27 protein-coding genes are annotated in these 26,268 nt (G+C 41.7%); 14 read left to right on the top strand and 13 right to left on the bottom strand.

The annotated features are described in order from the left end of the window. Nucleotides 1-60: 60 nt before the first annotated feature. Nucleotides 61-744 (top strand): tetratricopeptide repeat protein, encoded by a 684-nt coding sequence (locus ACNOGP_RS00325; RefSeq protein ID WP_272720400.1) that lies wholly within the window; start codon nt 61-63, stop codon nt 742-744. A 34-nt stretch (nt 745-778) separates the two neighbouring features. Here ACNOGP_RS00325 and ACNOGP_RS00320 read toward each other — a convergent pair whose 3' ends face one another. The 4 genes from ACNOGP_RS00320 to ACNOGP_RS00305 form a co-directional block, all read right to left on the bottom strand. Continuing rightward, complete coding sequence (locus tag ACNOGP_RS00320; RefSeq protein ID WP_418213777.1) at nt 779-2,074, bottom strand: zinc-dependent metalloproteinase lipoprotein; 1,296 nt, start codon at nt 2,072-2,074, stop codon at nt 779-781. Between the two features lie 69 nt (nt 2,075-2,143). Beyond that, nucleotides 2,144-2,902 (bottom strand): biotin--[acetyl-CoA-carboxylase] ligase, encoded by a 759-nt coding sequence (locus ACNOGP_RS00315; protein ID WP_143865239.1) that lies wholly within the window; start codon nt 2,900-2,902, stop codon nt 2,144-2,146. Further along, nucleotides 2,886-3,242, bottom strand: a complete 357-nt coding sequence (locus tag ACNOGP_RS00310; RefSeq protein WP_272720397.1) for an MmcQ/YjbR family DNA-binding protein — start codon at nt 3,240-3,242, stop codon at nt 2,886-2,888. The genes ACNOGP_RS00315 and ACNOGP_RS00310 overlap by 17 nt, the downstream gene beginning before the upstream one ends. 45 nt (nt 3,243-3,287) lie before the next feature. Beyond that, nucleotides 3,288-3,653, bottom strand: a complete 366-nt coding sequence (locus ACNOGP_RS00305; protein WP_272720396.1) for a YraN family protein — start codon at nt 3,651-3,653, stop codon at nt 3,288-3,290. 67 nt (nt 3,654-3,720) lie between these two features. On the opposite strand from ACNOGP_RS00305, the gene ACNOGP_RS00300 reads away from it, so the two are divergent. Beyond that, nucleotides 3,721-3,954 (top strand): hypothetical protein, encoded by a 234-nt coding sequence (locus ACNOGP_RS00300; RefSeq protein WP_004299215.1) that lies wholly within the window; start codon nt 3,721-3,723, stop codon nt 3,952-3,954. A 41-nt stretch (nt 3,955-3,995) separates the two neighbouring features. Then, nucleotides 3,996-4,433 carry a nucleoside deaminase gene (locus ACNOGP_RS00295; protein WP_418213776.1) on the top strand — a complete coding sequence of 146 codons (438 nt, stop codon included), beginning with the start codon at nt 3,996-3,998 and terminating at the stop codon, nt 4,431-4,433. 47 nt (nt 4,434-4,480) lie between these two features. Here ACNOGP_RS00295 and ACNOGP_RS00290 read toward each other — a convergent pair whose 3' ends face one another. From ACNOGP_RS00290 to ACNOGP_RS00280, 3 genes are all read right to left on the bottom strand, one after another. Beyond that, on the bottom strand, nt 4,481-4,780 hold the full coding sequence (locus tag ACNOGP_RS00290; protein WP_143865236.1) for a DUF4834 family protein: 300 nt from the start codon (nt 4,778-4,780) through the stop codon (nt 4,481-4,483). A gap of 67 nt (nt 4,781-4,847) precedes the next feature. Then, nucleotides 4,848-5,555: a CDP-diacylglycerol--serine O-phosphatidyltransferase gene (gene pssA / locus ACNOGP_RS00285; RefSeq protein WP_143865235.1), complete on the bottom strand. Its 708-nt coding sequence runs from the start codon at nt 5,553-5,555 to the stop codon at nt 4,848-4,850. Between the two features lie 10 nt (nt 5,556-5,565). Beyond that, entirely contained in the window at nt 5,566-6,252 is a 687-nt protein-coding gene (locus ACNOGP_RS00280) for a phosphatidylserine decarboxylase family protein (RefSeq protein ID WP_007767159.1), read from the bottom strand. Between the two features lie 161 nt (nt 6,253-6,413). Between ACNOGP_RS00280 and dnaE the strand changes: the two genes are divergently transcribed. The 3 genes from dnaE to ACNOGP_RS00265 are packed head-to-tail and all read left to right on the top strand — an operon-like array spanning nt 6,414 to nt 10,978. Continuing rightward, a complete protein-coding gene (dnaE, locus tag ACNOGP_RS00275) occupies nt 6,414-10,220 on the top strand; it encodes a DNA polymerase III subunit alpha (RefSeq protein WP_272720395.1) in 3,807 nt (1,268 codons plus the stop codon). 55 nt (nt 10,221-10,275) lie between these two features. Beyond that, entirely contained in the window at nt 10,276-10,602 is a 327-nt protein-coding gene (gene trxA / locus ACNOGP_RS00270) for a thioredoxin (protein ID WP_394368267.1), read from the top strand. Nucleotides 10,603-10,642: 40 nt separating this feature from the next. Continuing rightward, a complete protein-coding gene (locus ACNOGP_RS00265; RefSeq protein WP_007767155.1) occupies nt 10,643-10,978 on the top strand; it encodes a hypothetical protein in 336 nt (111 codons plus the stop codon). Nucleotides 10,979-11,424: 446 nt separating this feature from the next. Here the strand turns inward: ACNOGP_RS00265 and ACNOGP_RS00260 are convergent, their stop codons facing one another. Next, nucleotides 11,425-12,150 carry an RDD family protein gene (locus ACNOGP_RS00260; RefSeq protein ID WP_186967478.1) on the bottom strand — a complete coding sequence of 242 codons (726 nt, stop codon included), beginning with the start codon at nt 12,148-12,150 and terminating at the stop codon, nt 11,425-11,427. A 101-nt stretch (nt 12,151-12,251) separates the two neighbouring features. Between ACNOGP_RS00260 and ACNOGP_RS00255 the strand changes: the two genes are divergently transcribed. The 6 genes from ACNOGP_RS00255 to ACNOGP_RS00230 are packed head-to-tail and all read left to right on the top strand — an operon-like array spanning nt 12,252 to nt 18,336. Further along, a complete protein-coding gene (locus ACNOGP_RS00255) occupies nt 12,252-13,214 on the top strand; it encodes a stage II sporulation protein M (RefSeq protein WP_007767105.1) in 963 nt (320 codons plus the stop codon). Beyond that, entirely contained in the window at nt 13,195-14,133 is a 939-nt protein-coding gene (locus ACNOGP_RS00250; protein ID WP_418213775.1) for a hypothetical protein, read from the top strand. The genes ACNOGP_RS00255 and ACNOGP_RS00250 overlap by 20 nt, the downstream gene beginning before the upstream one ends. Before the next feature lie 17 nt (nt 14,134-14,150). Continuing rightward, complete coding sequence (locus ACNOGP_RS00245) at nt 14,151-14,768, top strand: DUF4129 domain-containing protein (RefSeq protein WP_418213774.1); 618 nt, start codon at nt 14,151-14,153, stop codon at nt 14,766-14,768. Beyond that, a complete protein-coding gene (locus tag ACNOGP_RS00240; protein ID WP_143865230.1) occupies nt 14,765-16,039 on the top strand; it encodes a DUF4350 domain-containing protein in 1,275 nt (424 codons plus the stop codon). The genes ACNOGP_RS00245 and ACNOGP_RS00240 overlap by 4 nt, the downstream gene beginning before the upstream one ends. Before the next feature lie 11 nt (nt 16,040-16,050). After that, nucleotides 16,051-17,025, top strand: coding sequence for an AAA family ATPase (locus ACNOGP_RS00235; protein WP_418213773.1), 975 nt, complete (start codon nt 16,051-16,053; stop codon nt 17,023-17,025). Beyond that, nucleotides 17,026-18,336: a DUF58 domain-containing protein gene (locus ACNOGP_RS00230; protein ID WP_418213772.1), complete on the top strand. Its 1,311-nt coding sequence runs from the start codon at nt 17,026-17,028 to the stop codon at nt 18,334-18,336. 46 nt (nt 18,337-18,382) lie between these two features. On the opposite strand, the gene ACNOGP_RS00225 is transcribed toward ACNOGP_RS00230, so the two are convergent. The 4 genes from ACNOGP_RS00225 to ACNOGP_RS00210 all read right to left on the bottom strand — a co-directional run bounded on the left by ACNOGP_RS00225 (nt 18,383) and on the right by ACNOGP_RS00210 (nt 20,352). Then, nucleotides 18,383-18,610: an immunity 17 family protein gene (locus tag ACNOGP_RS00225; protein ID WP_195630115.1), complete on the bottom strand. Its 228-nt coding sequence runs from the start codon at nt 18,608-18,610 to the stop codon at nt 18,383-18,385. After that, on the bottom strand, nt 18,607-19,020 hold the full coding sequence (tsaE, locus tag ACNOGP_RS00220; RefSeq protein ID WP_418213771.1) for a tRNA (adenosine(37)-N6)-threonylcarbamoyltransferase complex ATPase subunit type 1 TsaE: 414 nt from the start codon (nt 19,018-19,020) through the stop codon (nt 18,607-18,609). The genes ACNOGP_RS00225 and tsaE overlap by 4 nt, the downstream gene beginning before the upstream one ends. 12 nt (nt 19,021-19,032) lie before the next feature. Then, a complete protein-coding gene (locus ACNOGP_RS00215; RefSeq protein WP_007757858.1) occupies nt 19,033-19,845 on the bottom strand; it encodes a metal ABC transporter permease in 813 nt (270 codons plus the stop codon). Nucleotides 19,846-19,926: 81 nt separating this feature from the next. Further along, nucleotides 19,927-20,352 (bottom strand): phospholipase, encoded by a 426-nt coding sequence (locus ACNOGP_RS00210; RefSeq protein ID WP_418213770.1) that lies wholly within the window; start codon nt 20,350-20,352, stop codon nt 19,927-19,929. A 114-nt stretch (nt 20,353-20,466) separates the two neighbouring features. Between ACNOGP_RS00210 and ACNOGP_RS00205 the strand changes: the two genes are divergently transcribed. Beyond that, nucleotides 20,467-21,594: a leucine-rich repeat domain-containing protein gene (locus ACNOGP_RS00205; protein WP_418213769.1), complete on the top strand. Its 1,128-nt coding sequence runs from the start codon at nt 20,467-20,469 to the stop codon at nt 21,592-21,594. Nucleotides 21,595-21,688: 94 nt separating this feature from the next. On the opposite strand, the gene ACNOGP_RS00200 is transcribed toward ACNOGP_RS00205, so the two are convergent. Further along, complete coding sequence (locus tag ACNOGP_RS00200) at nt 21,689-22,918, bottom strand: 3-phosphoshikimate 1-carboxyvinyltransferase (protein ID WP_418213768.1); 1,230 nt, start codon at nt 22,916-22,918, stop codon at nt 21,689-21,691. Between the two features lie 293 nt (nt 22,919-23,211). Here ACNOGP_RS00200 and ACNOGP_RS00195 point away from each other — a divergent pair, with 293 nt between their 5' ends. Continuing rightward, nucleotides 23,212-26,253: a SusC/RagA family TonB-linked outer membrane protein gene (locus tag ACNOGP_RS00195; RefSeq protein ID WP_418213767.1), complete on the top strand. Its 3,042-nt coding sequence runs from the start codon at nt 23,212-23,214 to the stop codon at nt 26,251-26,253. Nucleotides 26,254-26,268 lie beyond the last annotated feature (15 nt).

Genomic DNA, 26,268 nt, shown 5'->3' with positions numbered 1-26,268 from the left:
CATCTTTTATTTTTTTATTGTATCTTTGTGTGTCACGAACTAAATAACAAAAGTGGGATTATGAGAGCCTTAACTATCTTCTTTTTATCATTGTTTTCATTGCCGCTGGTGCTGAATGCGCAGTCGGTCGATGAGATGTTGCAGAAAGTGTCTGCTGCCATTGAATCGGGGCAGCATGGACAGGCTGTGAGCTATTTCCGCCAAACAATCGGTTTGAATATAGACCGTACCGAGATGTTCTATTGGACGAGCATTGATAAGAGTAGTGAGATTAGTTCAAAATTAGCTGTAGAACTGGCTTCTGCTTATAGGAGGAACCGGAGTTATGACAAGGCTTATCTGTTTTACAAGGAATTGCTTCAAAAGACTCCTGATAATGTAGATTATCTGGAGGCATGTGCTGAGATGCAAGTGTGCCGTGGGCAGGAAAAGGAGGCTCTGCGTATGTATGAAAAGGTTTTGCAGCTGGATGCGGATAATCTGGCTGCTAATATATTCTTAGGTAATTACTATTATCTGATGGCTGAAAAGGAGAAGAAAAGGTTGGATACTGATTTTAAAAAACTCGCATCGCCTACTAAGATGCAATATGCGCGTTATCGGGATGGATTATCAAAAGTCTTTTCGACCGGTTATCAGAAGGCCCGGAATTCGTTGAGAAAAGTTATTTCACAATTTCCGTCAACAGAGGCTCAAAAGACACTGGATAAGATATTGAGAATAGAAAAAGAGGTGAATCGCTGAAAATGGTTCACCTCTTTTTCTATTGCCTTCTCTTTTATTTCATGATTAAAATAGGGAGGTCTAGTGGTCCGTTTGCTACAGCACGAGTACTTGTGTCTCCTTTCTTAGGACCGGGTATCAATGGGCTATATGATAAGACATGTCTGATACGTTTACGTTGATCTGGGGTAAATGAATTTGAAAAGCTGTAAGCGTAGTCCATTATATTATAGGAGATAAATGATGGTGTAGCAGCATTACAACTTTCTCTTTGTGCCAATACTGATAAAGGGTAGCTTCCTTTGGGTAACTCTCTGAGCCATTTATCATAACGTACTTTATTATAAGAAGGGGTATCTTTGCAGTAATCGGAGTCTATGCAGTCATCTATTATTCCGGACTCTCCTTCTGAAAAGACGTGATGCAAGCCTAGATAATGTCCAAGTTCATGAGCTAAGGTGACACGGATATCTGCTTTCGAATAACCTGCGTCGGATGGCTCATTTATAAACAGACTATTGATGGATACGCAATATGGAAATTGTAGATTCTTCTTTTCCATATAAGCATATTGAGTTGTATTGAGTCCTTCTAAGAAATTTTTGCCTGATGTAGTAAATGGAAGATGGGAAATTCCCAGTATTGTTGAATTAGAGTTAGGATCTGATACAAAATTGTATACCATGATATTGATGTACTTGTTAGGATCCCATAAATAGTCAACATATTTGTGCGAATTGTCTTTCATGAAAGCCTCACAGTCAATGGGGTAATTCTCCGGCCATTCTTTATATTCTACGCCTGGAGTAGATAGTGCTTTATTATTCGGATCTTCAGTTGCGAGTGTAAAGGTTAGATTCATGTCTACACTTTTGGTCGCATCTTTATAGAGTTGATTTACTGTGTTAAGTATATCTTTCAAACGATTGTGGTTAACGTATTGGAGTGGCTCGTTTTTATCTTTATATAACACATGAAAGATGACCGGAAGGTTGTAATGGTACTCTTCTGCAGTATTTGTAGAACCTTTTTGGGTTATCTGAATCGTTTTACTAATCTTATGGCTGATAATAGTTATAATTGCACTTCTGGGTGTAGATTCTAAATTGGCATTAACCGATATAATTGGTTCTCCATTGCCTTCTCCTTTGGAATTATTAAAGATACACCACTGTTTATTGCTTGTGGCAGTCCACGAAGCATCACAGGTGATCTCTATTTTTAATGTTTCTCCACTTGCACTAATATCATTAAATGTAGAATTGGATATATTGAGTGTAGCCGAATCTGAATCACTGCAACCTATCAATATCCATAATAATGGAAGGAATAAAATTAGTTTTGTTCTCATAAATGAAACAGTTTTTATATAGGAAACATACAGTTCAAAGATAATGTTTTTGAGTTGAAACAGAATTGTTTATCTCAATAAATATTCCACTTCCTTAAACATATAAGCCCTTCGGACCTGTTTTTCGTCTTCTAAGATTAACTTACCTTCCGGCTCAACACAAATAATTCGTGCCAGAAATTCACCGTCAACATCTTTATATCGGTGCATTCCTTCTTTTCTGAAAAGCGATTTTTCATATTGGTTGGTTATCCGTGTTATATCTCCCTTTTGAAGTTTGGCATAATAAGACTGAACGCGGATCATGATATTCTTTAATATCTCAAAGACATCATGGCGTTTTCCGGTGATTTGATATAGTGAAACGGGATTAGGAGCCGGGCTGTAGAATTTTTCTTGGTTAATATTGATTCCGATTCCTGCAATGCTTTGACAGATGTTCCGTCCCATCAAATCGTTTTCGATTAATATTCCACAAATCTTTTTCTCTTTCCAATAAATATCGTTCGGCCATTTGATAGAAATGTCCTCAGTATAAGTACTTAACTCTTCCTTAATAGCCAAAGATATAATCTGCGAAATAAGAAACTGGCAGCGCGCTTCCAAAAAATCAGGGAAAAGCACAAAACTGAAAAGGAGGTTCTTGAGCGGTTCCGATTCCCAAGAGTTCCCACGTTGCCCTCGTCCGGATGTCTGAAAGTCGGCAACTACGGTCGTCAACTCCTCTACTTTTTGTTGGGCACAAAGAGTTTGCAGGTAGTTATTAGTCGAATTCGTTTCACTGATATGAATCAATGGAACGGGGAATATTTCAGGGGAGGGCGTCATATTCTGCACGTAGTTTTTTAGGGAACTTCTTGATGACTTCATCATAGGAGTGGTCGATCAATTGTTTTATCAGTTTATCATCTAGGTCGCGGTCAAGGAATACTTGGTTCCAATATTTCTTGTTAAAATGCCAAGCACCTTCTACGCCATTGTAATGGTCCCGCAATTCGATGGCGTAGTCTGGATCGCATTTCATCGTAATCCTGTCAGGTGTATTGAAACTAATACATAAAAACATTTTTCCCATGACTCTGATTGTCAGGAAATCATCACCGAAAGGCATATCTTCCGTAGTGGCTTTTTTGCTGAGGCTGTATTCTCTGGCTGTTTCAACATTCATAATTAATCAATTTATAATAATTTTGTATCTTCTATGTCTTGAATTTTAAAATAAAGGAGGATAAAACGCCTCTTTGATATGCTCGATCTTGAAGTTTCCGTCTTCACCCACTACTGTAATGATATCGAATCTTACAGGTATATCGATTTGAAATAGCCTCATATAGGTATCCGTAGCGCGTACGGTACGTTTTATTTTAGGGATGTCAACGGCGTCCTCCGGTTCGGCAAATTGAGTATTGCTGCGGGTCTTTACCTCCACTACAATTAATTCCTGCTCTTTGGTAGCCACAATATCCAGTTCAAAATGTCCTTTTCTCCAGTTCCGGTCACGAATAATGTAACCTTGTTGCTCCAGATAGGTTACTGCGGCATTTTCTCCGGCTTTTCCTAATTCATTATGTTTAGCCATCTTTTTTTGCAAATTTACTGCTTTTATTCTTTGTATTTACAGAAGTAAAAGTAATTTTGCAGAAGATATGAGAAAAAGAAGTAAAAAGTGCCTGAAAATGCACGTCGAGTGTACGAAACGCGAACGACGTATGAGCATTTTGTTGAGCGACGAAGAACAGCTGATTGTTGATCGTTATCTTGAGAAATACAAGATAACCAATAAGTCACGTTGGCTTCGTGAAACGATTCTCATGTTTATCCATAAGAATATGGAAGAAGATTATCCCACCCTTTTTGGTGAGCACGATATGAGACGATAGGGGATAATCTTAAAAAAATGTAGATTAAAAACTAGAGGGGGATGCTGGACGATACTTACTTTATGAAACAGGCTTTGATAGAAGCCGGTAAAGCTGCCGAACGGGGTGAAGTACCCGTAGGGGCGGTTGTCGTTTGTAAAGAACGGATTATTGCACGTGCCCACAATCTCACAGAAACATTGAATGACGTAACGGCTCATGCCGAGATGCAGGTCATTACTGCTGCCGCCAATGTCCTTGGTGGTAAGTATCTGAATGAATGTACATTGTATGTCACGGTTGAACCTTGCGTGATGTGTGCGGGAGCCATTGCCTGGGCACAAACGGGGAAACTCGTATTCGGTGCCGAAGATGAAAAACGTGGCTATCAGAAATATGCCGGTTCGGCACTGCATCCCAAAACAGTGGTTGTCAAAGGACTGCTGGCAGACGAATGTGCCGCACTTATGAAAAACTTCTTTGCGGCAAAACGTAGATAGCGATTGATGGAGTGGTGATTAATAACCGAGCTGTGTAGAGCTTATCATTATTCTTTAATTTCCTCGAAGTCTACATATTCTCCTTCATCCTGTGTGAATATCTTTTTATGCTTTTTCCTTGGAACGTCATCGGAGAATATTTCCTCTTCATGATCCGTCGGACGATGTGTCCCCTGACTGTAGCTTTGCTGGCCTGCGCTACGTCCGGATTCGTTTTGCCTCGGTCGTGATGAAGACGAAGAACGCCGGCCTATTCCGAAGATGGCTTTGAGTATGAGTCCGACAACCGAAAGACCAAATACGACAATGGCGATGATAAAGAGAAGTATAAATAAAAGTATATGCATTGGGCTATGATTTTTATATTGTAACTCTGATAAAACTCATAGTACAACAAACGTGCCAAGAGATTGTTTATTTACTTTTTCTTGTAAAAAGTGAAAGTAAAATATACCATACAACGATGGCTGCAAAGCTGCTGATTCCAAGAAATACAAGGAAAGGAATGCATACAATCAAAAATGTAAAACTGGTTTTGTTGTCATTCCATGACAGATTCTTGAATTTCAAAGAGAACATGGGTATTTCTGCTACCAATAACCACGAGAACAGACAAACAAGTATAAAAAGATAGACAGGATGACAGCTTTCGGAAATCAGTATGTCATGTGCGCCTGCTACTAAAGAAGCCCAGAATAGAGCATTGGCAGGAACAGGAAGACCGACGAAAGAAGTGGTCTGTCGGGTATCATTATTGAACTTTGCCAGTCGCAAAGCAGAGAATACAGAGATTAAGAATGCGGCGTATGGCAGATAAGGAGCGATAAATTCCATACTTGCCGGATAGTACATTTCTTTGAACAGAGAGAACACAATCGCTGAGGGAGCAAAACCGAAGCTGACATCATCCGCCAATGAATCCAAGTCTTTTCCAATGATGGAATGTGCATTAAGTGCACGTGCCAACATTCCGTCGAAAAAATCGAATACGGAGCTTAGAATAATGAATAGTAATGCCAGTTCATAACGGGCTTCAAAAGCCATGACACAAGCAATACAACCGGAGAAAAGGTTCAGGCAGGTTACGGTATTCGGAATATTTTTTTTAATAACGTTCGTCATTGTGACAGGATTATTTGAGTTTGGCGATAACTGTTTGGTTACCGGTTGTTAATTGTCCCATAGTGACACAGACTTCCGTGCCGATGGGTAAATATACGTCCACGCGGGAACCGAACTTGATGAATCCCATATGTTCGTCAATATAACATTCTTCGCCTACTTCTGCATAAGTGACGATACGGCGTGCCACAGCTCCGGCGATTTGGCGGGTAAGCACTTCCACTCCTTCCGGAGTTTCGATTACCACCGTAGAACGCTCGTTCTCCGTACTGGCTTTCGGCAGCCAGGCTTTCATGAAGTTTCCATTGTGATGTGCCACCTTTTTAATAGTACCGTCCACCGGATACCAATTGGCATGTACGTTGACAATACTCATAAAGATGGAGATCATTAATCTCCGGTCATGAAAATACTCGTTTTCATCAACCTCTTCGATAACAACGATTTTTCCGTCGGCAGGTGCTACGACTATTTTTTCAGTGTCCTGTCCGAAGAGACGGATCGGACAACGAAAGAAATTCACCATCAACAGATAAACTGTTATGCTCGCTACTGCTACCACATAGAATGGTATCTTACAATCTATTCCCCAATAAAGAGCGGCATTAATCAATAGTAGTAGCAAGAAGCTAGCCCATAATATATGTGTTCCTTCGCGGTGAATACGTATTTTCTTTAATTTCTTTAGTCGGCCCATGAATGCTGTTTAATGATATTGCCTGCAAAAATATACTTAATTTAAAAAATCAGCAAGTAATTAGGCATAGAAATGTGAATGTTGATAACTTTTTGAGGATTATTTTTGTTTATCTCTCGGGAGATAGTAATTTTATGCCTTCAAATTAACTACTTATCATTATGCAGGATTTCGTTCATTTACATGTCCATACCCAATATTCTCTTTTGGACGGTCAGGCTAGCGTGGCTCGTCTGGTTGACAAAGCGATGAAGAATGGAATGAAGGGTATTGCCGTGACCGATCATGGAAATATGTTCGGTATTAAAGAATTTACGAACTACGTTAATAAAAAGAATAGCGGTCCCAAAGGAGAGGTCAAAGACCTGAAAAAACGAATTGCGGGTATAGAAGCCGGAACCATAGAGTGTGAGGACAAAGAAGCTGAGATTGCCGATTGTAAAGCCAAAATAGTAGAAGCGGAAAACAAACTGTTCAAACCCATCATCGGTTGTGAGATGTATGTGGCACGCCGTACGATGGACTTAAGAGAAGGTAAACTCGACCAGAGCGGTTATCACCTGATTGTATTGGCTAAAAATGAAAAGGGATACCATAACCTTATTAAATTAGTATCGCACGCATGGACGCGCGGATACTATATGCGTCCGCGTACCGACCGCAGCGAATTGGAAAAGTATCATGAAGGTCTGATTGTCTGTTCGGCTTGCCTCGGTGGAGAGATACCGAAACGGATTACCAATGATCAGTTTGCGGAAGCGGAGGAAGCCATACAGTGGTATAAGAACTTATTCGGAGATGACTTTTATCTGGAGATGCAACGCCATAAAGCGACTGTTCCCCGTGCCAATCACGAGTGTTATCCGATGCAGGTAAAAGTGAATAAATACCTGATGGAGTATGCCCAAAAGTACAACATAAAATTGATTTGTACGAACGACGTTCATTTTGTGGACGAGGAAAATGCGGAAGCGCACGACCGTCTGATCTGTTTGAGTACCGGCAAGGATTTGGATGACCCTACCCGTATGCTTTATACCAAACAAGAGTGGATGAAAACACGTGAAGAGATGAATGAACTCTTTGCGGACGTACCCGAAGCTTTGAGCAATACATTGGAAATTCTCGATAAAGTAGAATATTATTCCATCGACCATGCCCCTATTATGCCTACTTTCGCTATTCCTGAGGACTTTGGAACGGAAGAGGAATACAGAGCGAAATTTACGGAGAAAGACTTGTTCGACGAGTTTACGCAAGATGAGCATGGCAATGTGGTGTTGAGTGAAGAGGATGCGAAGGCTAAAATAAAGCGTCTGGGTGGTTATGATAAACTCTATCGTATCAAGCTCGAAGGAGACTATTTGGCTAAGTTGGCTTTCGACGGTGCGAAACGGATATATGGCGAGCCTTTGTCGGAAGAAGTGAAGGAACGCATGAATTTTGAGCTATATATCATGAAGACTATGGGTTTCCCCGGATACTTCTTGATTGTGCAAGACTTTATCAATGCTGCCCGCAAGGAGCTGGGTGTATCCGTAGGTCCGGGACGTGGATCGGCTGCCGGTTCGGCTGTGGCGTACTGTCTGGGAATTACGAAAATCGACCCTATCCAATACGATTTGCTGTTTGAACGTTTCCTGAATCCGGACCGTATCTCTTTGCCTGATATTGATGTGGACTTTGATGATGACGGTCGTGGTGAGGTACTTCGCTGGGTGACGAATAAATATGGTCAGGAAAAGGTGGCGCACATCATTACCTATGGTACGATGGCTACAAAGCTGGCTATCAAGGACGTTGCCCGTGTGCAGAAACTTCCTCTTTCGGAATCCGACCGCTTGGCTAAACTGGTGCCGGATAAAATTCCGGATAAGAAATTGAACTTGCCGAATGCGATTGCATACGTGCCCGAATTACAAGCTGCCGAAGCTTCATCGGATCCGTTGGTGCGTGATACGCTGAAATATGCCAAAATGCTTGAAGGCAATGTACGTGGTACGGGTGTGCACGCTTGCGGTACGATTATCTGCCGTGATGATATCACCGATTGGGTGCCTGTCAGTACTGCCGATGATAAAGAAACGGGTGAGAAAATGCTTGTCACCCAGTATGAAGGTTCGGTGATTGAAGATACCGGACTGATTAAGATGGACTTTCTTGGCTTGAAGACATTGTCTATCATTAAAGAAGCCGTTGAGAATATCCGTCTGAGCCGTGCCATTGAAGTGGATGTGGATCAGATTGATATTAACGATCCGGCTACTTATAAATTATACAGTGACGGCCGTACGATCGGTACATTCCAGTTTGAATCTGCCGGTATGCAGAAGTATCTGCGTGAATTGCAGCCTTCTACATTCGAAGATTTGATTGCCATGAACGCCCTCTACCGTCCGGGACCGATGGATTATATCCCCGATTTTATCGATCGTAAACATGGACGTAAGCCGATTGAGTATGATATTCCGGTAATGGAAAAGTACTTGAAGGATACATACGGGATTACGGTTTATCAGGAACAGGTGATGCTCCTGTCACGTTTGTTGGCGGACTTTACACGTGGCGAGTCCGATGCTCTTCGTAAGGCAATGGGTAAGAAGCTGCGTGACAAGCTGGATCACATGAAGCCTAAATTTATCGAGGGTGGACGTAAGAACGGACACGACCCGAAAGTTCTCGAAAAGATTTGGACGGACTGGGAAAAGTTTGCATCGTATGCTTTCAACAAGTCTCATGCTACTTGTTATTCATGGGTGGCTTATCAGACTGCCTATCTGAAAGCGAATTATCCTTCCGAATATATGGCGGCTGTGATGAGCCGAAGTTTGTCGAACATTACGGATATCACGAAGCTGATGGATGAATGTAAGGCGATGGGTATTCAGACTTTGGGACCGGATGTCAATGAGAGTAACTTGAAGTTTACTGTAAATCGTGACGGTAATATCCGTTTCGGGCTTGGAGCCGTAAAAGGAGTAGGCGAGGCTGCCGTGCAGAGTATCATGGAGGAACGTGAAAAGAACGGTCCTTTTACCGGAATTTTCGACTTTGTGCAACGTGTCAATCTGAATGCCTGCAATAAGAAGAACATGGAATGCCTCGCATTGGCCGGTGGCTTTGACAGTTTTCCGGAATTGAAACGTGAACAGTACTTTGCTGTCAACTCCAAAGGAGAAGTTTTCCTGGAAACTTTGATGCGTTATGGTAACCGTTATCAGGCTGATAAAGCTGCTGCTGTCAATTCTCTGTTTGGTGGCGAAAACGTAATTGATGTGGCAACTCCTGAGATTCCTCAGGGAGTAGAGCGTTGGAGTGATCTCGACCGTTTGAACCGTGAGCGTGATTTGGTCGGTATCTACCTTTCCGCTCATCCGTTGGATGAATTCTCCATTGTATTGGAACACGTCTGCAACACACGTATGGCTGATTTGGAAGATAAAGCAGCCCTTGCCGGTCGCGAAATAACGATGGGAGGTATTGTGACCAGTGTCCGTCGTGGAATCAGCAAGAACGGAAATCCGTATGGTATCGCCAAGATAGAAGATTATTCCGGTTCTACCGAAATACCATTCTGGGGAAATGACTGGGTGACTTATCAAGGATACCTCAACGAGGGTACTTTTTTGTTTATCAAAGCCCGTTGCCAACCCAAGCAATGGCGGCAGGATGAACTGGAAGTGAAGATTACTTCTATGGAACTGCTGCCGGATGTAAAAGAAGAGTTGGTGCAGAAGATAACCATTATTATCCCGTTGTCCGTGTTGAACTCCGCTTTAATCACGGAACTTGCAACATTGACAAAAGAACATCCGGGAAATACGGAACTCTATTTTAGGGTGACGGATGATATTGATGTAAACCGTATGGCGGTCGACTTAATTTCCCGTCCGGTCAAGCTTTCGGTGGGCCGTGAATTAATAACCTATTTAAAAGACCGTCCGGAATTGGGGTTCCGTATAAATTGATTATATTTGTGGCGGTAATAGCAAGTGAAATACTATTTAATAATTAATACTTAATATTTTAAAGAAAATGGCTTTAGAAATTACAGACAGCAACTATAAGGAGATCCTTGCAGAAGGAAAACCGGTTGTGGTAGATTTTTGGGCTCCTTGGTGTGGCCCTTGCAAAATGGTAGCTCCTATTATTGAAGAATTGGCGGCAGAGTTTGAAGGACAGGTAATCATCGGCAAGTGTGATGTGGATGAAAATAGCGATTTGCCTGCTGAATATGGTATCCGTAATATCCCTACCGTATTGTTTTTCAAGAATGGTGAGATTGTAGACAAGCAAGTAGGCGCTGTCGGCAAACCTGTATTTGTAGAGAAAGTAAAGAAGCTGTTATAAGCAGCCTACTTAATATCTATCACTTAATACTTAAATTATCATGGGACTGGAAGAAGATTTTTTATTAGCAGATGCCGATGACGAAAAGACCATCGAGTTTATCAAAAACTATCTGCCTCAAGAACTGAAGGAGAAATTCTCGGATGACGAGTTGTATTATTTCCTCGATTTGATTGACGAGTATTACTCTGAAAGTGGAATCCTTGATGCTCAGCCCGATGCGGATGGATATGTTGATATTGATCTGGAAGAGGTTGTGGCTTACATTGTGAAAGAAGCCAAAAAGGATGAAATGGGAGAATACGATCCGGAAGAAGTTCTCTTTGTGGTTCAAGGAGAAATGGAATACGGAAATTCTCTGGGACAGGTGGACTAAACGGTGTCCGGTCTCACTGTAAGATAAACCCCTCTTTTAATTGTCACTTGTCACTTTTCTGGCTTAATCTATTGATAGCCAGGTGAAATTAGGTGACAATAGCGGGTGATAATAAGGTGATAATAGAAGAAAACGTATTTTCTATTATCACCTTAATTATTACTGATTTATAGGTTATTTTCTTGATTATCAGCCTTTAAGTATACTATCCGATTCCCGGTTCCCCGTGTCTTAAGAATGCCATTTTCGACCATGAGATTGAGCTCACGCAGTGCTTTTCCTTTCAATAACCCCGTTATTTGACTGTATTCTCTGCGGGTGATGAAGAAGTTCTTCTTCAAAAAGGTATCCAATCGTGCGAAACGTGTCTCTTCTTGGTATACGAACAAAGGAACTGTATATCTGGTTGTTAAGCTGTAAATATGTAGGGGCGTCGGACAAACTTCCTATATTTCTTCTAACGCATAATATTGATAATCTCTTAATACCGTCTGGAGAAATTTTTCCTGATTACCATCCTGCGGAGTGATGGAAAGAAGTGACTGTACCTTTTTGGCAAGCGCTGAGATGCGCCGTATGCGGTCTTTTTCTCCGGACTCCAGTGTACGGGTAATCACATTTACCTGTTCCAATGATAAGTCGGCGGATTGAGGGTAGACCGGACGGTAATTCTTCATCAGATAGTCAAATTCGTCAAGACTGACGTGTATTTTGCGATAGTTCTTTTCTTTAATCACCATTGTTCCGGCAGCGAGATCACCTAGACGCTGACTATTCTTGGTCAGCAGGATGACAAAGATGCCTAAACCGCTTGTCAATGGTCCGTCAACTATGAAAAGAAGCCAGCGTAGCAGGTAAGAACCAATGCTGGGAGTAGAACCGTCCAACTTTACCACACGGATATTCATCAATCTTTTTCCGAAACTCTGTCCGTGATTGAACATTTCGCAGAGAAAGGAGTAGCCGAGTATGGGCAGATAAACGATAAACAGAAAAAAGAACAGGTTGAATCCCGATGGCAAGTGTAACTTTGCAATAAGGGCAATTGTAGAATAGAGATAAAGCCCGATCAGAAAATAATCAATGATCAAAGCGATCAGACGTTCACCGATACTGGCGGGTGTTTGGCTGATACGAACAAATTGTCCGGTTATTATCGTGGATTCTGCCATTTATGGTTAAACATTTTTAGGATTCCGTTGCAAATATATTATAATTCTCTTACTTTTGCTTCCGGTTTCGGACAAAACTTATCCGGAATTTACTGAAAAGCATGAAAGAGGTTACGTTTATCCGTCGGAACATTGAAAAATGGAAAGAGACAGAGAAGATTGTGGAGCAGGCTGTCGGCTTGTCTCCCGACCGACTTGCGGATGCGTATACAGACCTGACTGCTGACCTGGCATTCGCCCAGACACATTTCCCGACTTCCCGCATCACTATTTATCTGAATAATCTGGCTTCGGCGTTGCACAACGAAATCTATCGGAACAAACGCGAGAAGTGGACACGGATTATCACTTTTTGGACGCAGGAAGTGCCGCAAACGATGTATGATGCACGTCGCGAGTTACTGGTTTCTTTTATTATTTTCGTTGCCAGCGCACTGATTGGAGTATTGTCTGCTGCGAACGATCCGGATTTCGTCCGCTTGATTCTAGGAAACGGCTATGTGGACATGACATTGGACAATATAGCCAATGGGGAGCCGATGGCGGTTTATAACGGTTCGGATGAAGTTCCGATGTTTCTGGGGATTACGCTCAACAACGTTATGGTATCTTTCAACTGCTTTGCAATGGGACTGCTGACCAGTTTCGGTACAGGCTATATGCTTCTCTCCAATGGGATTATGATAGGAGCCTTTCAGACTTTCTTTTATCAGCACGGTTTGCTTTGGGAGTCTACCCTTGCCGTCTGGCTGCATGGTACGCTCGAAATCTGGGCAATTATTGTGGCAGGTGCCGCCGGGCTGGCTTTAGGTAACGGATGGCTGTTTCCCGGGACTTATTCGAGGATTGAATCTTTCCGTCGGGGAGCAAAGCGCGGGCTGAAAATAGTTATAGGCACTGTCCCCGTATTTATAATGGCAGGATTTATAGAAGGGTTTATAACCCGCCATACGGAACTTCCGGATATGTTGAGGCTTGGTGTAATTCTCACTTCACTGGCATTTATTATTTTCTACTATATTTATTTACCAAATAAGAAAAAACATGGAATCACAGAAACCTAAGATTGCGATGTATGTGAAACGTCCTTTCGGTGAGAAGCTGAATGCTTCTTTTGATTTTATAAAGGAAAATTGGAAGCAGTTGCTGAAGTATGCAACGTATCTGATACTTCCGGTCTGTTTGCTTCAAGCGGCAAATTTTAGCGGGTTGATGGGCGGTATGACGGATCTTACCGCTATGCAGGCGGCAGGTGGAATGGGAGATGATCCGTTATCCGTTTTCGGACCTTCGTTCGCATTCAATTATGCAGGACTTGTCTTTTTTTCATTTTTGGGAGCCTTGTTGTTGACCTCTTTAATTTATGCCATGATCCGGTTGTACATTGAACGGGAAGAACGTCTGAATGGAATTCTCTTTAACGATATAAAACCGTTATTACTTCGTAATATCAAAAGATTATTCATTATAGGGGTGTTCTGTAGCTTTTTGTTTCTGCTTGCCGTTATCATTATAGTGCTGTTGGCAGTGTTGACCCCATTTACGTTACTGCTCACTCTTCCGTTATTGTTTGCATTTGCCATACCTCTTGCCTTGATGGCTCCGATTTATTTGTTTGAGGATATTTCGTTAATGGAGGCATTCAGGAAGACCTTCCGGTTGGGATTTGCCACTTGGGGAGGGGTTTTCCTGATTCTTATTGTGATGGGACTTATTGCCAGCGTGTTGCAGGGAATCGTTTCCATACCGTGGTATATAATCTATATCGTGAAAATGGTATTTACCATGAGTGACGGTGGTGAAGCAGGGGCTTCTGTCGGACTGAACTTTGCACAATATCTGTTCTCTGTCCTGATGTTGTATGGCTCTTACTTGTCAGCCATATTTACGGTTGTCGGTCTGGTCTATCAGTACGGTCACGCATCTGAGGTGGTGGACAGCATAACGGTGGAAAGTGACATAGATAACTTTGATAAACTCTAACACCGGACGCAGGAGAAATGAATCTGACTTCCCCGACTGATACGTTGGTCTGTGATACGGCGCAGCTTGCCCGATGGCAATCTGATCCGGCGTATAACTATAACCGTGAGTTGATTGCTCCGGAGATTAATCTCTTCGAATGGATCAATAGACAGTTTGGGGAATTTCTGCGTGAAATATTCGGCAGTCGTTTTGCTGATGAGTATTCGGAACTTATTCTGGTTTGTTTCGCTGTCGTTATCCTGCTTTTGGTTAGTTGGTTTGTCTATAAGAAACGTCCCGAACTGTTCATGCGCTCCGGTAAGAGAACATTGCCTTATACGGTGGAAGAAGATACGATTTACGGAGTCGACTTTCCGGAAGGGATTAACGAGGCTCTTTCTCAAAGGAACTACCGGGAGGCTGTGCGGTTGCTTTATTTGCAGACATTGAAGCAGTTGAGTGATGCAGGTCGTATAGAATGGCAACCTTATAAAACTCCTACGCAATATCTGTATGAAGTGCGACTTCCTGCTTTCCGGCAACTGACAAACCATTTTTTGCAGGTGCGCTATGGAAATTTTGAAGCGACGGAAGAACTTTTCCGTACAATGCGGGCTTTACAGGAAGAAATAGAGGAAGGAGGCGTCTCGTGAAAGGAAGCCGTTGGTTTATTATCTTTATCGTAGTCTTTTTGTTGGTCATGTTTGCGGTAGAATATCATTTGCCGAAGAAATTTGTGTGGAAACCGACTTTCGGTCATTACGACAAACAGCCTTTCGGTTGTGAGGTGTTCGATAGCCTGTTGTCGTCTTCCTTGCCGCATGGATATGCGCTGTCGAAGAAAAGTTTCTATCAGTTGGAACAAGAGGATACGGTAGGGCAGTGTAAAGGTATATTGGCCATAGCTGATGACTTGATATTGTCGAGTGTGGACGTGAAGGCTTTGCTGCGGATGGCTGATCGGGGCAATAAAATAATGTTAGTGAGTACCTTATTTGGTACAAATTTGGAAGATACGTTGGATTTCAGAACTTACTATTCTTATTTCAGTCCGATGGCTTTAAAGAAATATGCCGCTTCTCTGTTGGCAAAAGACAGTATATGCTGGGTGGGAGATTCTACAGTGTATTCACGCCGGACTTTTTATTTTTATCCTCAATTCTGCTCGTCCTACTTTTGGATGGATTCGCTCCGGAGTGAGGTCCTGGCACAAAGGGTGATTGACTCGAACGAGTTTCGCTATGAGACCGAAGCGGATTCTTTGGTGACGGATAGTCTTTCGTGTATACCTGTCGCGATGTCCTACCGGCATGGTAAAGGAGAGATTATTTTAGTTTCCACTCCTTTGCTTTTTACAAACTATGGGATGTTGGATGGAGGAAATGGAGCCTATCTCTTCCGTTTGCTGTCGCACATGGGAGATCTTCCTGTTCTTCGCACGGAAGGATATATGAAAGAAACGGTACAAGTGCAGAAGTCCCCTTTCCGCTATTTCCTTTCGCAGCCACCGCTTCGCTGGGCTTTGTATCTGACGATGATTGCCATTCTTCTCTTTATGATATTTACGGCAAAGAGGCGGCAGCGGGTTATCCCTGTCATACGTGAACCGGCAAATAGATCTCTCGAATTTACCGAACTGATAGGTACACTGTATTTTCAAAAGAAGGACCATGACGACTTGGTGCGGAAGAAGTTTACTTATTTTGCCGAAGAGTTGAGAAGGGAGATTCAGGTAGACATTGAAGAGGTAGCGGATGATGAACGCTCTTTTCACCGGATTGCCCGGAAAACGGGGATGGAGGTTGAAGAGATTGCGAAGTTTATTCGTGAAGTGCGGCCGGTGATTTACGGAGGACGCAGGATTAATGCGGAGCAAATGAAAGTGTTTATTGATAAAATGAATGAAATAATCAATCATATCTAAAGAAGAAATTTATGGAAGAGAATGCAGAACAACGGTTAGATTTAACTCTTTTTTCCGAGAGGATACAGGAGTTGAAAGAGCGGATTGCGTCCGTCGTTGTGGGACAGGAGCAGACTGTCGATTTGGTGTTGACGGCTGTTCTGGCGAATGGACACGTATTGATAGAAGGTGTTCCGGGCGTTGCAAAGACACTATTGGCTCGTTTGACTGCCCGTCTGATTGATGCTGACTTCAGTCGTATCCAGTTTACTCCGGATTTAATGCCGAGTGATGTGCTGGGTACAACTGTGTTTAATATGAAAACCAATGGTTTTGACTTTCATCAGGGACCGATTTTTGCAGATATCGTATTGGTAGATGAAATCAACCGTGCTCCTGCGAAGACACAGGCTGCCTTGTTTGAAGTAATGGAAGAACGCCAGGTCAGTATCGACGGGACCACTCACCGGATGGGAGAACTTTATACGATTCTGGCTACTCAGAACCCGGTGGAGCAGGAGGGGACATACAAACTTCCCGAAGCGCAGCTCGACCGTTTTCTGATGAAGATAACGATGGATTATCCTTCGCTGGAAGAGGAAGTGAACATTCTGGAACGCCACCATACGAATGCGGCATTGGTAAAACTGGAAGATGTGTCCCCCGTACTTACTAAAGAAGAACTTCTTTCTCTTCGTGCCTTGATGAGCCGGGTGTTTGTAGACCGTACGCTACTTCAATATATTGCGTTGATTGTGCAGCAGACTCGTACTAGCAAGGCAGTGTATCTGGGAGCTTCTCCGCGTGCTTCCGTAGCGATGTTGCAATCTTCAAAGGCCTATGCTCTTTTGCAAGGACGTGATTTTGTGACGCCGGAAGATATCAAGTTTGTAGCTCCCTATGTACTTCAGCATCGCCTGATCCTGACTGCGGAAGCTGAAATGGAGGGATACTCTCCGGTGAAAGTGACACAACGTTTGATTGATAAAGTGGAAGTCCCGAAATAGATGTTTTTAACTCGTCGCTTCTATATTGTCCTGATCGTAGTTATCCTGTTGCTGGGTAGCGGATACGTTCTTGCTCCGTTCTTTGTCATCGGGCAGTGGACACTTTTTGTCTTGCTTCTGGTGGTATCGGCAGATGTGTATTCTCTTTATCGTATTCGGGGAATACAGGTTTTCCGCCAGTGTGCCGACCGCTTCTCCAATGGTGATGAGAATGAGGTAAGTATTCGTGTGGAAAGCAGCTATCCGTATCCTGTTTCTTTAGAGGTTATTGATGAGATTCCTGTCGTTTTTCAGAAACGTGATGTTGACTTTCGTACGAAGTTACAGGCGAATGAAGGAAAGACGATAACTTACCGTCTGCGCCCTACCCGTCGCGGTGTTTATTCGTTCGGGTATGTCAGAGTTTTTGTGACCGGAAGGATTGGGCTGGTTTCCCGTCGTTATACCTGTGCGGAACCTTTGGATATCAAGGTGTATCCGTCTTATCTGATGCTTCATCAATATGAATTGTTGGCGATGAGCGATAATCTGACCGAGTTGGGAATAAAGCGTGTTCGCAGGGTGGGACATCATACGGAGTTTGAACAAATCAAAGAGTATGTAAAGGGAGACGATTATCGTACGATTAACTGGAAAGCGAGTGCACGCAGGCATGAGCTTATGGTGAATGTATATCAGGATGAACGTTCGCAGCAGATTTACAATGTGATAGATAAAGGACGGGTGATGCAGCAGGCTTTTCGTGGGATGACTTTGTTGGATTATGCGATTAATGCTTCGTTGGTGCTTTCGTATGTTGCCATGCGGAAAGAAGACAAAGCCGGATTGGTGACCTTTGATGAACACTTCGATACTTTTGTCCCTGCTTCCAGGCAGCCGGGATATATGCAAACGTTGTTGGAGAATCTGTATAGCCAGCAGACTACTTTCGGGGAGACGGATTTCTCGGCTCTTTGTGTGCATCTGAACAAACACGTCAGTAAACGAAGCTTGTTAGTGCTCTATACCAACTTTTCGAGTATAGGCAGCATGAATCGCCAGTTGGCTTATCTGAAACAGCTGAATCACCGTCACCGTTTGCTCGTGGTCTTTTTCGAGGATGCCGATCTGAAGGAATACATTGCACAACCGGCAAAAGATACGGAAGGCTATTATCGCCATGTGATTGCAGAGAAGTTTGCTTACGAGAAACGGCTCATCGTATCTACTTTGAAGCAGCACGGGATCTATTCTTTGTTGACCACACCGGAAAATCTTTCAATTGATGTGATTAATAAATATTTGGAGATGAAAGCACGGCAATTATTGTAATATGAATATCAATAATGGTCTGACTTTTCTTTATTTCTTATAAAGCTTATAATCCCATGGCTTTTCGTGTTTCTACAAAAAAGAATATAGCCATGCCGATAATGATAATCCCTAATATCCCATAGAAGAGTCGTGCCCGGTTGCGTCCTACGTTTCTGACAATGGTTTGCGCATTACGTGTTGTAAAGAACCAGTCCCAGTTAAGCAATGACGCCAGCAGGGAGACAGTTCCTGCCAGCGCAAAGATTCCTTGTACGATATATTGTCCGGTCATAATTTAATCACTCTACTTCCGTCTTCCAGTTCTTCAATCGTTACTTTTACGGCGTCACCCGGCAGTAATTCTTCCACCAGTTCCGGCCATTCGATAAAGCAGAGAGCACCACTGTAGAAATAATCTTCGTATCCCATGTCATACACTTCACTTAGTTTCTTGATGCGGTAGAAATCGAAGTGATAGATTAACTCCCCGGTTTCGTCCGAGCGGTATTCGTTGACAATGGCAAAAGTAGGAGAACTGATAACATCGGCTACACCCAATTCTTCGCAGAGTGCTTTCACAAATGTGGTTTTACCGGCACCCATCTTTCCGTATAAAGCAAATACAGTGTTGTCGCCCATAGCAGCGATGAATTCCCGGGCTGCTTCATGGATACTTTTCAGTGATTGAATTTTGATTTCCATATACTATATCTATTATGATGACTTTTTCCTGCAACAACTCTTTCCGATTTTGCAGACAGCATAAATCAGGATAGAGAAGAATATGATTGAAGCTCCCGAGGGGACTTTCCAATGATAAGAAATAAATAATCCGCCCAAGCATCCCAAGAAACCGATGCCGATGGATAACCAGATAATTTTCTTGAAACTATAAGTGAAGAGGTTAGCCGTCATTTGTGGAATGGTGAGAAGAGATATGGCTAACACAATACCTACCATCCGCAGGCAGGCCACAATAGTCAATGCGATGAACATCATCAACACGTATTCGAATATTTCTACCGGAATCTTCTGCGAACGTGCAAATTCACGGTCAAAGGCAATATATACGATAGGGCGGATAAACAGATAAAAGAATCCGGTCAGTATGAGTGCCAATATGCCGAGCATCCATAAGTCAATTTGATTAATGGTCAGGATATTCCCGAAAAGATAAGCTGATAAGTCGGGTGCAAATCCGGGTGACAAAAAGCTGAACATGATTCCGAGTGCCATTCCCAACGTCCAGAACACTGCAATGGCAGAGTCCTCGCGCATATCTTTCCGTCTGCTAAGCCACTCCACACCGAAGGCTGATAAAACCGAGAATACAGCCGCCGAGAGTATCGGGGAAATTCCGGCAAACAATCCTAACCCAATACCGCCAAAAGAAGCATGAGTGATTCCTCCACTGATAAATACCAGGCGGCGGGTAACGATGTATGTACCGATAATCCCACAGGCAATGCTTGCCAGCAGACTACCCAACAAGGCGTGTTGAAAGAATGTATATTGTAGTAAATCCAAGTAAATTAAAAATTAAAGATTAAAAATTAAAGACCGTAATCAGACCACAGCAACGAACTATCGTCTATCAACTCTCAACTCTCAATTGTTTCCATTTCTTCTTTCTCCGATAATCAGAAAGACTTCGTCTTTGAGGTCATCCGGCAGTTCGATGCCACGGAGTTGAAGACTACGTACCCATCCGGCCACTTCTATATCCAATGTTGTATACAGTACATCCCGAAACATATCTGTCTCTTCTTCCGTATATGCATTTCCAGGTCTGCCGATGAATTGGTCCAACTCTTCATCATCGTAGTATTCTATCTTTTTGCTGACGGCAGCCAACAGACTGTCCCGTTCGCATACTTCGTGTTGTCCGCAGCATTCCGCATCTACTTCTTTCACTTCCGGCATACGATCCAGTTCGCCTTTTTCTATTTTCTTCTGTAGTCTTTTGTTGCGGATGATTCCGGCTATCAGCGCGATAACCCCCAGCAGTACCAGACTTATAATGAGTATCCACATACCAATATAACAATTACGAATCAAATTTGTGCAAAGTTACTTATAAATTTCATTCTATTGAGTATGGTATCTATTTCTTTTCTTACTTTTGTATGTTACTAACTTAAATATAACATGAAAAGACAGAGTATATTATTCGTTCGGAGTATGTGTGTGGTTATCTTATTCATTACTCTTGCCGCCTGTAAAGATACAGACAACAGAGTGTTTGGAGATGATTTTGATTTTCCGGCGTTGACAGATGAAAACACGATTCGCTTTACAGTAAATGTTGTAGGAGACTGGCGGCAATTGGACATTGTAGCAAGTGGGGGACGAATGGTGATAGATTGGGGAAACGGTCGTATACAGAAAATAGAAGACCCTTCTTCAATGACTGGCGGAATGGTATATAGATATGGAAATAAGGGATCATACGAAGTGAAGATTTGGGCTGAAGAGCTGCAGTTTATCGATATAAGTGGTTTGCTTCTTCCTTTGAGTAATCTTTATTTGGGAAATATGCCGCGAATGAAATCTCTGGCTTTGAATAGTATTTCTGATACCCGAGAATTGGACTTGAATACCTTTTGTCCTAATGTGGAAAGTATTAATATCGGTAGCTTCGCAGATTTGGAGCGTCTGGAGATTAAGGATTGCTCCCGATTGCGATCTATACAAGTTTATTCTAATCCAAAATTAACTTCAATAGAGTTTGGCAGTCATCCGGAAACGGAAAGTTTATACTGTTCTTATAATGATCTTTCTTCCCTTTCCCTTAAAAGCTTACCGGCATTGCGCAATATTGATTTGAGTTCTAATGAACGATTGTCATATCTGGAATTGAACGAGGAGACTTCAATTTCTGCGATATTAATACAAGGATGTGCTTTCCAATCAATTACTGATATATTGAAATGTTGTCCTTCTTTAAGGGAATTAAGTTGTTCATATAATAAATTGACTGAACTTGATCTATCCGGTTGCTCTAATATCAGTGAGTTGCGTTGTGAACATAATCAGCTAACTCGTTTAGTGGTGCCGCAAGGAAGTTTGTTAGAACATCTTTATTGTCACTCGAATCAATTGGATGAGGATGCCCTGAATACGCTGTTTGATTCCTTGGGGCAAGTGGTAAACCCTGCCATTTATTATCCGACTCCTCCCCGCCAATATAGGATTTCTTTTAATGATAATCCGGGAGCAGATGATTGTAATAGAAGTATCTTGAATGATAAGAACTGGATAGTTGAAAATAAGTAAAGTATTGACGACAAACCAATTTGGATAGTATCAATCACTAGTGGGGTAATTATAATCCTTTATTAGCCTGCTGACAGACTATAATGTCCGAAGATTACCCTTCGCTTATCACCTGAAATCCGGCCTGCTTCAAATCTTTCCAATATCCGGGATATGATTTGGTGACCACCTGCGGATCGGCAATAAGCAAATTAGGATGACAGATAACTGCCGGAGCAAATGCCATTGCCATACGATGATCTTCGTAAGTGTCAATCACCGGAATTTCCTCCGGTTCACATCGTTCACCATTCCACATTAATATGCTGTCATTTTCTTCTTCGATAACATATCCCAGCTTTTTAAGCTCTGTGCGCAATGCGGCAATACGGTCAGTCTCTTTTATTTTCAGACTTTGTAATCCTGTGAAACGGAAAGGAATATTCAGCAAGGCACAAGTAACGACAAACGTCTGTGCCAAGTCCGGAATATCGACAAAGCCCTCTTCCAGCCTTTCCGGTGCTTTGCCTGTTTTTTTCAGTTTCACACCTTGCGATGTAAATTCGGTAGTTATACCTAGGCGTGAGAAAACTTCTGCTCCCCGACTATCACCCTGATAACTGTTACGGAACAATCCTAACAATTCTATTTCTGCTTTGGGAGACAAGGCAGCAATCTGATACCAATAGGAAGCCGCACTCCAGTCACTTTCCACTTTGAAAGGAATACTCTGGTAGAGTTGTGGAGCGACGGAAATACTGCTTGGAGAAGTCCATGCGGCTTTGGCTCCAAAGTCCTGCATCAGTTGCAATGTAAGATTAATATATGGACAGGAAATAATCTCCCCGCTCAAATGCAACGTCAAACCGTCTTTGAGTACCGGACCTATCATCAGTAAAGCAGATATATATTGGGAACTGACATTTCCTTTCAGTGTTATTTCGTTTCCTTTCAGCTCTGCCCCTTTGATACATAGAGGAGGATACCCTTCATTGTTGGTATACGCTATTTCAGCTCCTAACTCCCGAAGAGCATTGACTAATATCTGTATCGGACGTTGCTGCATACGTGCTGTTCCTGTGATGGTCCGCTCTCCCGGAGTCACACTTAAATAGGCGGTAAGGAAACGCATGGCAGTGCCCGCAGCCATGATGTCAATCGTCTCTTTCCCTTCGGTGAGAGCCTTTATCATCACCTGTGTATCGTCACAATCAGACAGGTTTTCAGGAGCATACGTTCCTTTACCCAATGCATTGATGATTAATGCACGATTACTGATACTTTTAGAAGCCGGCAACTGGATAGCTGCCTTAATTACGGAGGGGGCAATGAATTTATAACGCATTACTTTTATTATCTTAGGTTTCAGGTGACAAAAATAGGCATTTTTTTTGATTCTTTTTTTGGGGAGCTTTATATTAGCGCAATAAAACTATAATAGTGATACTGTGGATATAAAATATTTAAGTATATATTGCAGTATTTACTATTTATCCATTGCTTGTATAGCTTTGATTATTAACTAGTTAATTATGTTGTTATAAAACGACATTTTTGTGCTATACTATAATATTCATAAAACCTACCTTTGTGCATATCAAAATTGATAGATTTATTATCAACTTAAAATTAGTTACTATGAACAAGAAAAAGACACAATGGAAGAGGCTATATTTACCTCTTATTCTTCTTTTGTTTGGAATCCTTCCTATAGTTGCTCAGACTGTCAAAGTAGAAGGAAAAGTTACCGATGCTAATGGAGAAGTCCTTCCAGGCGTCACAGTTTCATTAAAAGGAACTACGAATGGAACTGTAACAGACCTTAGTGGTTTATATCAATTGAATATACCTCAAACTAAACAGGCTATACTTGTTTTTTCTTATGTAGGATATAAAACTACGGAAATAACACTTAGTAATTATCAAAAAAGATACGATGTGACAATGTATGAAACATCAGAAGCTTTAGATGAAGTAGTAGTGGTAGCTTATGGAGTACAGAAAAAAGCGAATTTAACAGGTGCGGTAGCTTCGGTGCATGTGGATGATATAAAAGATATTCCTGTATCGAATACATCTAGTTTACTTCAAGGACGCTTAAGCGGAGTAACTGTGAGCAGTTTTTCTGCTCAACCGGGAAAGGAGGATGATGTTGAGATTCGTATTCGAGGTATCGGTACCTTCGGTAACAGTAATCCGCTCGTTTTGATTGATGGAGTAGAAGGAAACCTTAGTAGTGTGTCTCCAAATGATATTGATAATATTTCAGTGTTGAAGGATGCAGCTTCTGCTGCAATTTATGGTGTAAGAGCTGCGAATGGAGTAATTCTAATTACTACCAAACGTGGAACGGAGGCTAATAATAAGCTTTCTTATAGCGGTTCATTTGGTGTACAGAAGGCTACTGTTCTGCCATCTTATATAGACTCTTGGAAATGGGCTACTTTGTTTAATGAAGAAAATAATGCGTTAGGTGGAGATGCTCCCCAGCGTAATTATACAGCTGACATGATTGAGAAGATGAAGAATGGCTCTGATCCTGAACATTTCGCTAATACAAATTGGATGAAAGAAATCTTTAGATCGGCTCTGATACAGAATCATTATTTGTCAATGACAGGGGGCGGACAGAATTCAAAATACATGGCTTCTATCGGATATATGAATCAACAAGGGATTATGAAAGGGACAGATACGGAAAGAGTGAATTTCCGATTGAATGCAGATACCAAATATCTGAATATAATAACCTTGGGAATGAATGCAGCTGGTAGTTATCAAACAGTGACAGAACCTTTGGGGGGTACTTGGAATATTTTTAATCAAGTTGTAGATCATACCCGTCCTACTATTCCTGTAAAATATGATAATGGCTATTGGGGGCAATATGATGGAAATCCACAATTTCCCAGTTATCAGACTAACCCGTTGGAACAAACTACGTTCCCTACCGATCAGAATATATACAAATTTGATGGTAAGGTATTTTTAGATATTGAACCAATCAAAAATCTGCATATAAAGTCAAGTTTTGCATATCAATATAGTTCTTCTAATTATTCGGCTTTTGAACCTACACATAATCATTATAAGTCTGATGGTACTTTTACTACAACAGGTATCGCGGCATTGGAAGAACAACGTATTTTGCAACAGCAATGGATTAATGAGAATGTTATCACTTATAATTTTAGTATTGCCGATGACCATTCGTTTGGCCTGCTTGTCGGCGAATCTACTCAGTTTAATGGAAATAAATATTCGGAAGCTAAAGGTGAAAACTTTTTAACGAATACCGTACATGCCATGGATGTGGCACAAAATACATCTGCTTATGGACGCGAGGAGAAAGCTACACTACGTTCTTTCTTCGGGAGAATAAATTATGCTTATAAGAGTCGTTATTTATTGGAGGCTAATCTTCGTCGGGACGAATCGTCAAGGATACCGAAGAAAAACCGCGTAGGTTATTTCCCTTCTGTATCTGCCGGATGGAATATTGCAGAAGAAGCCTTCTTGCAGGATCAGCATATTCTGAATACTTTGAAATTACGTGCAAGTTGGGGTAAATTAGGAAATCAGGATATTGGCTATTATCCGTATGCTCAAACATATACATTAGGAAAGAATAATTATGTGTGGGGAGATGATAAAATTTTAGGGGCAGCTCTTGCCAGCGCAGCTAATCCTGATATAAAATGGGAGACCACGACTACCACAAATGTCGGATTGGATGTAGCACTATTGAATAATAAATTTAATTTGACTTTTGACTATTTTAATAAAGTCTCTTCAGATATATTACTCCAGTTACCTATAAGTGCAATCATCGGTGTTGATGAAGCACCCTATGTCAATGCTGCGAAAGTAAAAAACAGAGGATGGGAACTTAGTCTAGGTTATAATGACCGTTGGAATGATTTTACATTTGGTGCTAACTTTAACATAAGTCAGGTAAAAAATGAAATAGTTAGTGTCAGCGGACGTGAAGATTGGATTGATGAATGGACAATTAATCTGGCAGGACATCCTATTGGTGCATATTATGGTTATGTAACAGATGGATTATATACATCGCAAGAACAAATAGATAGTGCCCCGGTAGGTTTTGGCAATCCTCGTATTGGTGATGTTCGTTTTTTGGATATTAGCGGTCCGGATGGAAAACCTGATGGTGAAATTACAGATCTTGACCGTACAGTTATAGGAAATCCATTTCCCAAAATTACCTATGGTTTGAATCTTACTGCCGGATATAAGAACTTTGATTTTTCTGTATTTTTGCAAGGAGTAGGTAAAGTAGATCGTATTATGATGGATTATCCGACAGTGGGCGGTGGAGCTACGGAAGCTATGTGGAATAGATTCCATGAAACGGAAAATCCGTCCGGTACTTATCCTAAACTGGGTAATGTGGCATATAATTCTTTGCCTTCTTCTTTTTGGATTGAGGATGCTTCTTATCTTAGAATGAAGAATATTGAGTTAGGGTATTCTTTCCCGAAAAATTGGTTAAGTAAGGCAAGGGTACAAGGATTGAGAATCTATATTTCTGCTCAAAATCTGTTTACTATTACTGGTGTTGATAATTATGATCCGGAAAAATATGCGACAGACAGCCGTAACTCCACGTATCCGAATGCAAAAACATTCTCTGTGGGATTAAATATCAATTTATAAATCTTAATACAGCAT

It is taken from the genome of Bacteroides difficilis (genome assembly GCF_048319815.1).
Classification (GTDB): domain Bacteria; phylum Bacteroidota; class Bacteroidia; order Bacteroidales; family Bacteroidaceae; genus Bacteroides; species Bacteroides zhangwenhongii.
Note: the sequence above shows the minus strand (reverse complement) of the source record. Positions and strands in the feature narration are given on the sequence as shown.

Coding starts and splice junctions, on each gene's coding strand:
- ACNOGP_RS00325 (WP_272720400.1), top strand. CDS start 61: ATGAGAGCCTTAACTATCTTCTTTTTATCATTGTTTTCATTGCCGCTG.
- ACNOGP_RS00320 (WP_418213777.1), bottom strand. CDS start 2,074: ATGAGAACAAAACTAATTTTATTCCTTCCATTATTATGGATATTGATA.
- ACNOGP_RS00315 (WP_143865239.1), bottom strand. CDS start 2,902: ATGACGCCCTCCCCTGAAATATTCCCCGTTCCATTGATTCATATCAGT.
- ACNOGP_RS00310 (WP_272720397.1), bottom strand. CDS start 3,242: ATGAATGTTGAAACAGCCAGAGAATACAGCCTCAGCAAAAAAGCCACT.
- ACNOGP_RS00305 (WP_272720396.1), bottom strand. CDS start 3,653: ATGGCTAAACATAATGAATTAGGAAAAGCCGGAGAAAATGCCGCAGTA.
- ACNOGP_RS00300 (WP_004299215.1), top strand. CDS start 3,721: ATGAGAAAAAGAAGTAAAAAGTGCCTGAAAATGCACGTCGAGTGTACG.
- ACNOGP_RS00295 (WP_418213776.1), top strand. CDS start 3,996: ATGCTGGACGATACTTACTTTATGAAACAGGCTTTGATAGAAGCCGGT.
- ACNOGP_RS00290 (WP_143865236.1), bottom strand. CDS start 4,780: ATGCATATACTTTTATTTATACTTCTCTTTATCATCGCCATTGTCGTA.
- pssA (WP_143865235.1), bottom strand. CDS start 5,555: ATGACGAACGTTATTAAAAAAAATATTCCGAATACCGTAACCTGCCTG.
- ACNOGP_RS00280 (WP_007767159.1), bottom strand. CDS start 6,252: ATGGGCCGACTAAAGAAATTAAAGAAAATACGTATTCACCGCGAAGGA.
- dnaE (WP_272720395.1), top strand. CDS start 6,414: ATGCAGGATTTCGTTCATTTACATGTCCATACCCAATATTCTCTTTTG.
- ACNOGP_RS00265 (WP_007767155.1), top strand. CDS start 10,643: ATGGGACTGGAAGAAGATTTTTTATTAGCAGATGCCGATGACGAAAAG.
- ACNOGP_RS00260 (WP_186967478.1), bottom strand. CDS start 12,150: ATGGCAGAATCCACGATAATAACCGGACAATTTGTTCGTATCAGCCAA.
- ACNOGP_RS00255 (WP_007767105.1), top strand. CDS start 12,252: ATGAAAGAGGTTACGTTTATCCGTCGGAACATTGAAAAATGGAAAGAG.
- ACNOGP_RS00250 (WP_418213775.1), top strand. CDS start 13,195: ATGGAATCACAGAAACCTAAGATTGCGATGTATGTGAAACGTCCTTTC.
- ACNOGP_RS00245 (WP_418213774.1), top strand. CDS start 14,151: ATGAATCTGACTTCCCCGACTGATACGTTGGTCTGTGATACGGCGCAG.
- ACNOGP_RS00235 (WP_418213773.1), top strand. CDS start 16,051: ATGGAAGAGAATGCAGAACAACGGTTAGATTTAACTCTTTTTTCCGAG.
- ACNOGP_RS00230 (WP_418213772.1), top strand. CDS start 17,026: ATGTTTTTAACTCGTCGCTTCTATATTGTCCTGATCGTAGTTATCCTG.
- ACNOGP_RS00225 (WP_195630115.1), bottom strand. CDS start 18,610: ATGACCGGACAATATATCGTACAAGGAATCTTTGCGCTGGCAGGAACT.
- tsaE (WP_418213771.1), bottom strand. CDS start 19,020: ATGGAAATCAAAATTCAATCACTGAAAAGTATCCATGAAGCAGCCCGG.
- ACNOGP_RS00210 (WP_418213770.1), bottom strand. CDS start 20,352: ATGTGGATACTCATTATAAGTCTGGTACTGCTGGGGGTTATCGCGCTG.
- ACNOGP_RS00205 (WP_418213769.1), top strand. CDS start 20,467: ATGAAAAGACAGAGTATATTATTCGTTCGGAGTATGTGTGTGGTTATC.
- ACNOGP_RS00200 (WP_418213768.1), bottom strand. CDS start 22,918: ATGCGTTATAAATTCATTGCCCCCTCCGTAATTAAGGCAGCTATCCAG.
- ACNOGP_RS00195 (WP_418213767.1), top strand. CDS start 23,212: ATGAACAAGAAAAAGACACAATGGAAGAGGCTATATTTACCTCTTATT.